This is a genomic window from Clostridium sp. AT4, from assembly GCF_001517625.2.
GTDB lineage: Bacteria > Bacillota > Clostridia > Lachnospirales > Lachnospiraceae > Enterocloster.
Genome location: NZ_LN999822.1, coordinates 1 through 6,881, shown reverse-complemented (window position 1 = coordinate 6,881; position 6,881 = coordinate 1). Strand labels below are relative to the sequence as shown.

Below are 6,881 nucleotides of genomic sequence, written 5' to 3'. Positions count from 1 at the left end.
GGTGTAATGAGGGGGGAATGTTGCCGAGTGAAGCGGAAGTGCGGAAGCATGGAGAGGAGCTGAACAAAGTATGGCAGTCATTAAGGCGGTATCTTCAAAGGCGGGCATAGGGCACGCCATAGATTATGTGACGAAAAAAGAAAAGACAGAGGAGAAGCTTGTCAGTGGTCTGCATTGTGAGCCGGAGACAGTCAAGGAAGAAATGCAAGCCACAAAGGAGCTGTGGGGCAAGACAGACGGAAGAACCTATAAGCATTATGTGCAGTCCTACCATGAGGACGAGGAAATAACCCCGGAGCAGGCTCACAAGAACGCTATCGAGCTGGCGGAGCATACAAAGGCATGGAAAGGGCATGAAGTTCTGATAGCCACGCATATAGACAAGGGGCATATACATACGCACTTTATAGTCAATTCCGTAAATTATGAGAACGGTCATAAGCTCCAATGGAGTAAGCACGACCTTAAAGACTTAAAGGAACGGTGCAACGAACAGAGCAGGGAACAGGGCTTGCATGTGCCGGAGAAAGGAAAGACATTTGCTGGAGAAGCCCGGGAAGAAACGGTGGCATGGAGTAAAGACACCTACCAGCTTTTGAAACAAGCAGAGCAGGGAAAGGTCAAAAGTTATGTGCAGGATATTGCCCTGGCGGTACTGGACTGTAAGGAAACAGCGATCAGCCGGCAAACCTTTATCCGGCTGATGAATGAAAGAGGGTACGGAGTGGACTGGCAGGACAGCCATAAGTACATCACATATACCGACTTAGCCAGGGAACAGGCAGGAGAAAAGGCTTGTAAAATCAGGGATAACAAGCTGGAAAAATACTACAATATGGATTTCGGAAAGGAGAGCATGGAGCATGAGTTTGAGAGAAATGCACGAACAGCAGAAGCAGAGCAGTCCAAGAGAGCAACTTCAAGAGTTAAACCGACAGAGCCGGACAGAGCTGGAAAACAGTTTGCTCAAAGAAGCGTTGGCGATGTCGAGCGAGAACTGCGAGGAATTGATGAAGCAGTCAAATCAAGAACAAGTAAGGGCAGAGCAGAACAGGCAGAGAGACGCAGAGCAGAACAGGAAGCTCATCAGCGAGCTGAAGCAGAGCGTAGAGCTACTGAAGAACAGCAACGAATTGCTTCAAGACGCTATATCGGGCGAGATTGGGAGCTTGAAAGATGAGGTTAAGGAAAATACCGTCCAAGAGGTTAGAAAGGCGTTACAGGCGAATATAGAGGCTATACAGAGGGCGACAAAGCTTCTTGAGAAGCAGTCTGATACACTTACGAGCGTGATGAAGCAGAAACTCCGGGAGCTGGAGGAAAGTAAGAACAGCTTTTTCAGATATGAGGGCTTGAAACTGTACCTGTTTTGGGGTGGCATGGTCTGTAATATTTTAGTATTTCTTATGCTAGCGTCTAGCATGTTTGGTAGGTGAAAATATATCTAGTTAGATTAAAAAGGTGCAAAAACCTATTGATAAGATTAGCGGTCAAGGCGAGAGGGAGTGAGGTGTAGGTATTGACACCCCAAAGGCACTCCCTTATACTTGAGAGAAAAGGGTGCAAAAACCTATTGATAAGATTAGCGGTCAAGGCGAGAGGGAGTGAGGTGTAAAAGACTATGGCAAAATACACCAAAAGGAGAGATAAAAGAGGGTATGAGTGGAAGTCTGCTTATCGGGAGAAAGAAGCCCTTATGCTGGAGAGGGGATACCCGGAAGTAAGTCCTCATGATTTCTATCGGGAGTTGTTTCCGGCTGGCAGTCTCCAGCAAGAGCCGGAGGACGGAAAAGGCAATATTATAGCGACACAGATTAGACCGTCCGGCAAAGGAAGAACCCGGCAGTGGGTAATTGATGATAGTCTGAAAATGTTGGATAAGGTCGTAGGGGATAGGTTTGGGCTGATACCGCCTATTAGTTTTTACGGAAAGTCACACACGAAAGAGAACGCTCATGAGCTGTTTGCGGTGGTGGTGGACGTGGACTATGTAGGCAAACAGCAGTTAAAGAACCTGTTGAAGCAGTTTGGGAATGGTGTGCAGCTTTGTCCGACTTATCTTGTCAGCTCCGGCAAGGGGGTACATCTTTACTATTTCTTGCAGGAGCCGGTTCAGTTGTATCGAAACAGGGAAGAAGTGCTTGCGGAGCTAAAAGAAGCCCTTATCCGGCGGCTATGGAATGATACCAGCTCTATCCGTCCGGACAGCCCGGATATAACCGGAATTTATCAGGGGTTTCGGTGTGTAGGGAGTCAGTCGAAGCTGGGTGCAGATTTCCCAGTAAAAGCCTATAAGCTGTCAGAGAACCGTTACACGCTGGAGGACATAAAAGCCAGCATACCGAGCTGTAAGGTAGACCTTGCTCCGTTGTATGAGAAGCCGAGAAGAAGAAGTACCGTTACGCTGGAAGAAGCAAAGGAACTGTACCCGGAATGGTATGAGAAGCGGATCGTGCAGGGAGAGCCGAAGCAGCAAAGTAAGAAGCAGGGCGGTACGTGGGTATGTAACGAAGCTTTATATGAATGGTGGAAACGGAAAATAACCGAGGAAGTGAAAGCTGGAGGGCGTTACTTTTCCATTATGGCGTTATGCTCTTATGGCTTGAAGTGTGGCATATCTGAGCAGAAGATACGGAGAGACGCCTATGCGTTCCTGGACCATTTAGAGAGCCTTACCGAGGACGAGGACAACCATTTCAGCCGGGCAGATGTAAAAGACGCTCTCCGGGCATTGAAAGGGGACAGAAAAAGGCTGTCAACGATAGCAAGCCGGGAATGGATAGAGGACAACACAAAGGTTACGATACCAGCAAATAAGCGAAATTACAGAAAACAAGAGGCTCATTTATATCTTGCAAGGCGAAAAAAAGAGGATATGAAAGTTATAGGCGAAGTAGTAAAAGAGGGCAGACCAACAGCAGAGCGGACAGTCAGAGAATGGCAGGAGAGCCACCCGACAGGAAAGAAAGCGGACTGCATCCGAGAGACAGGACTTGCAAAGCATACCGTTTATAAGTGGTGGAAAGATATAAACAATGAAAATATATAGGGAAAAAGGAGTTATTTAATAACTCCTTTTTCCCTATTGTCTATTGCTGAAGATTTGAGGAAAAATGAAGGAATTTTGATAAAAAAAGATAATTTATCAAATATATTAAAGCCAAGGTTATTATTCCAATAATGATGCTAATAGGCAATATTTTTTTTATAAATAGTGTTGCAAGAGACGTTCCTAAAAGAAACGCAGATCCATATGGAATAACAATATTCAACATAAAAATTTTATTATGTTTTTTTCGTAAGGTTGATTGATTATGGATTAAAAAACAGAGGCGTTGAGGATATCCTGATTGCATGCGTTGATGGTTTAAATGGATTTCCACAGGCAATCGAGGCTGTTTATCCAAAAACAGAGATTCAGCAGTGTATCATCCATCAGATCCGTAATTCAACGAAGTTTGTTTCATACAAAGACATCAAAAAACTGATGGCTGATCTGAAGCTTGTATATGCAGCTCCGACGGAAGAAACCGCTTTAAATGAACTGGAACTGTTCAAGGATAAATGGGATTCCAAGTACCCAAAAATCTATAAATCCTGGCATGATAATTGGGCAACCCTGTCCACTTATTTCAAATATCCGGAGGCAGTAAGACGGCTGATTTATACCACAAATGCCATTGAAGGATTCAACCGCCAGCTCCGGAAAGTGACTAAAAGCAAGGCGGTATTTCCGTCGGATGACAGCCTTTTGAAAATGCTGTATCTGGCAACCATGGATATCACGAAAAAATGGACCGGACACAGGCAGGACTGGGGACAGATCCATTCCCAGCTTGAAATTTATTTTGAAGAACGTCTGGCAGGGCGGAACCTGTAAAGCAGTCAATTTTAGGCAGGTTTTATTGACATGCCTAAAAACTACTGTATAATGCAGATATGGGCAGAATCCGGAAAATCGGCTCTGCCCATTGTAACTATTCACAAATCTTATATCAGTTTTTAACGTTTACACAAAACTTGAAACGGTCTCTAAAATTTTGTATAATAGGAATTGAAGTTAAATTAGATGCTAAAAATTTGTAATTAAGAAGGAGGGATTCGTCATGTTGGTATTCCAAATACGTAATGTAGATAAAACATCTACTGTTTTGAAACAGACTAAAAACAGTGATTACGCAGATAAATAAATACGTTAGATTAATTCCTACCAGTGACTAATCTTATGACTTTTTAAACAGATAACTAAAATTACAAACAAATCGTTTAACTTCTGTATTTATTTACAGATGTAATCACTTCAGGAGTGATTACATGAACAAAAATATAAAATATTCTCAAAACTTTTTAACGAGTGAAAAAGTACTCAACCAAATAATAAAACAATTGAATTTAAAAGAAACCGATACCGTTTACGAAATTGGAACAGGTAAAGGGCATTTAACGACGAAACTGGCTAAAATAAGTAAACAGGTAACGTCTATTGAATTAGACAGTCATCTATTCAACTTATCGTCAGAAAAATTAAAACTGAATACTCGTGTCACTTTAATTCACCAAGATATTCTACAGTTTCAATTCCCTAACAAACAGAGGTATAAAATTGTTGGGAATATTCCTTACCATTTAAGCACACAAATTATTAAAAAAGTGGTTTTTGAAAGCCGTGCGTCTGACATCTATCTGATTGTTGAAGAAGGATTCTACAAGCGTACCTTGGATATTCACCGAACACTAGGGTTGCTCTTGCACACTCAAGTCTCGATTCAGCAATTGCTTAAGCTGCCAGCGGAATGCTTTCATCCTAAACCAAAAGTAAACAGTGTCTTAATAAAACTTACCCGCCATACCACAGATGTTCCAGATAAATATTGGAAGCTATATACGTACTTTGTTTCAAAATGGGTCAATCGAGAATATCGTCAACTGTTTACTAAAAATCATTTTCATCAAGCAATGAAACACGCCAAAGTAAACAATTTAAGTACCATTACTTATGAGCAAGTATTGTCTATTTTTAATAGTTATCTATTATTTAACGGGAGGAAATAATTCTATGAGTCGCTTTTGTAAATTTGGAAAGTTACACGTTACTAAAGGGAATGGAGATAAATTATTAGATATAACAGCGACAACTAACCTAACGGAGGCTCAACCGTAAAATGAGAAGAACCCCCAGTAGTGGCTGCTACTGGGGGTTCGTTTTGTGTCTACGTGACACATTATATCTTTTCTTAGCTATTGCCATTATAGCATATGCTCTCAGGCAAATCAAGTTTACGCAATTATTATATTTTTTATACGTATCACTCTATTTTCTCCGCAATTTTTATTTTTGTGTATTTTATACATTTTTTTTTTTTTTAATTATTTATTCAGCATATTGATATTTATATGTTTCCTATCTCCGTCTAACCATTTGCAAATATAGTAGCCAACTACACTTGCCAGTACGGAAACAAGAAAAGATATAATTTCTGACACGTAGACACACCCCCTTTCTGTTGCCAGAATGGGCGCGACAACGCTAGATATTATATCACAGGGGCAGAAATGCCACAAGAAGCCATTTCCCCTTGTTTATCATCAAAGCCATAAGGAAAAGAGTGTCAAGGGCGGTCATAGACCGCAGCGTTTACCCTTGATACTCTTTTTTGTTGGCAATCATGCTGGAGGGGAAAACGGCTGTCCGTCCGTTCCGTTACTTCCCCCTGTGCTTCATTGTCCGTTCCGGCGGAAGAAAGTAAAGGGTGGTCTGCGACCATTTTTTATCTGCTGCATTCGCTGATCGGCAAGCCGAAGCTCATATTGCAGATAAAAAACAAGCCCTTGACTGTCTCCCTCCTACACTTCCAAAGCCGCCCAAGAGGAAGTAAGCTTCACTATATTCTTGGCAGAATATACGTACGAATATATCCGCTTGACAAAAGTGCTACCACCATACTATAATATGTGTAGCGGATATATTGCAAGTTCCCTAAAGTGTTACCACTTTAGAACTTGTGAGGGTGGCAAGCCCCCCTTCAATCCCCCTTGAAGCAGAGCCGAAAGGCTCATAATGTGACGGTGGTAGCACCGAAGAAAGTGAGGTCGCAAATGAAAATCAGCGGAGCAAAAACAATAGCGGAATACAAAGAAATCAGAGCCAAGAAAATTCAGAAATGGATTGATAGCCATTTTGTTGAAGGTTCTGTAAAGTGGGAATTTGACGGAGCAAATGCGATAAAGGTAACGGACAAGACCGGCGATAGCATGTTAGTACAGTTGTCCGAAATTGATTAACAGGAGGGAAACAAAAGTGACAGTAAGAAATTTTTTGAAATTGCATGAGGGCGGTGTGGCTTGCGTATCAATCCAGCAAGAACCATACGACCATGAAAAGCATGGATATGTAAAGACGTACTTCGAGGAAGCAGCACAAGAGGATATTCTTGCATCTGATACATTCAAGAAGATAGCAAACAAGCAAGTAGACCATTTTAATATCATTGGCGGTGGAATGTATAAAGTCGAGTTGTGCATTTATTTGGAGGAAGAATAATGGCGAATAAAAGCAGACCTAAGCAGTTATCATTCCGAGTAAGTGAAGAAGAATACCAGCAGTTACAGGAGAAGATTTCAAAGAGCGGAAAGAACCAGCAGGAGTATATCCTTTCCTGTGTGCTGGAGAAGCAGATTGTGAATACGGACGGTATCAAGGAACTTATCCCGGAACTGAAACGGATAGGGAACAACCTCAACCAAATAGCAAAGCGGTGTAATGAGGGGGGAATGTTGCCGAGTGAAGCGGAAGTGCGGAAGCATGGAGAGGAGCTGAACAAAGTATGGCAGTCATTAAGGCGGTATCTTCAAAGGCGGGCATAGGGCACGCCATAGATTAT

The 6,881-nt window shown here is 42.2% G+C and carries 8 protein-coding genes and 1 pseudogene; all 9 read left to right on the top strand.

Annotation, left to right across the window (positions count from 1 at the left end; translation table 11 throughout):
* Nucleotides 1–70 precede the first annotated feature (70 nt).
* The 9 genes and pseudogenes from BN3656_RS00055 (at nt 71) to BN3656_RS00005 (ending at nt 6,864) form a co-directional block, all read left to right on the top strand.
* Nucleotides 71–1,180, top strand: coding sequence for a relaxase/mobilization nuclease domain-containing protein (locus tag BN3656_RS00055; RefSeq protein WP_066542834.1), 1,110 nt, complete (start codon nt 71–73; stop codon nt 1,178–1,180).
* A complete protein-coding gene (locus BN3656_RS00050; RefSeq protein WP_055228726.1) occupies nt 1,170–1,436 on the top strand; it encodes a hypothetical protein in 267 nt (88 codons plus the stop codon). The genes BN3656_RS00055 and BN3656_RS00050 overlap by 11 nt, the downstream gene beginning before the upstream one ends.
* Before the next feature lie 185 nt (nt 1,437–1,621).
* Entirely contained in the window at nt 1,622–3,049 is a 1,428-nt protein-coding gene (locus BN3656_RS00045; protein ID WP_055228728.1) for a hypothetical protein, read from the top strand.
* Between the two features lie 267 nt (nt 3,050–3,316).
* Nucleotides 3,317–3,880 (top strand): annotated as a pseudogene (locus tag BN3656_RS00035) (IS256 family transposase); the annotation flags it as partial.
* A gap of 226 nt (nt 3,881–4,106) precedes the next feature.
* Nucleotides 4,107–4,190, top strand: coding sequence for a 23S rRNA methyltransferase attenuation leader peptide (locus BN3656_RS00030; protein ID WP_018451764.1), 84 nt, complete (start codon nt 4,107–4,109; stop codon nt 4,188–4,190).
* Nucleotides 4,191–4,314: 124 nt separating this feature from the next.
* On the top strand, nt 4,315–5,052 hold the full coding sequence (erm(B), locus tag BN3656_RS00025; protein WP_066542830.1) for a 23S rRNA (adenine(2058)-N(6))-methyltransferase Erm(B): 738 nt from the start codon (nt 4,315–4,317) through the stop codon (nt 5,050–5,052).
* Nucleotides 5,053–6,096: 1,044 nt separating this feature from the next.
* Nucleotides 6,097–6,282 (top strand): hypothetical protein, encoded by a 186-nt coding sequence (locus BN3656_RS00015; RefSeq protein WP_055228720.1) that lies wholly within the window; start codon nt 6,097–6,099, stop codon nt 6,280–6,282.
* A gap of 16 nt (nt 6,283–6,298) precedes the next feature.
* The gene (locus BN3656_RS00010; RefSeq protein ID WP_055228721.1) at nt 6,299–6,541 is read left to right on the top strand and encodes a hypothetical protein; all 243 of its coding nucleotides are present in this window, start codon (nt 6,299–6,301) and stop codon (nt 6,539–6,541) included.
* Nucleotides 6,541–6,864, top strand: a complete 324-nt coding sequence (locus BN3656_RS00005) for a MobC family plasmid mobilization relaxosome protein (protein WP_055228723.1) — start codon at nt 6,541–6,543, stop codon at nt 6,862–6,864. Before BN3656_RS00010 ends, BN3656_RS00005 begins: the two co-directional genes overlap by 1 nt.
* Nucleotides 6,865–6,881: the final 17 nt, after the last annotated feature.

Coding starts and splice junctions, on each gene's coding strand:
- BN3656_RS00055 (WP_066542834.1), top strand. CDS start 71: ATGGCAGTCATTAAGGCGGTATCTTCAAAGGCGGGCATAGGGCACGCC.
- BN3656_RS00045 (WP_055228728.1), top strand. CDS start 1,622: ATGGCAAAATACACCAAAAGGAGAGATAAAAGAGGGTATGAGTGGAAG.
- BN3656_RS00030 (WP_018451764.1), top strand. CDS start 4,107: ATGTTGGTATTCCAAATACGTAATGTAGATAAAACATCTACTGTTTTG.
- BN3656_RS00015 (WP_055228720.1), top strand. CDS start 6,097: ATGAAAATCAGCGGAGCAAAAACAATAGCGGAATACAAAGAAATCAGA.
- BN3656_RS00005 (WP_055228723.1), top strand. CDS start 6,541: ATGGCGAATAAAAGCAGACCTAAGCAGTTATCATTCCGAGTAAGTGAA.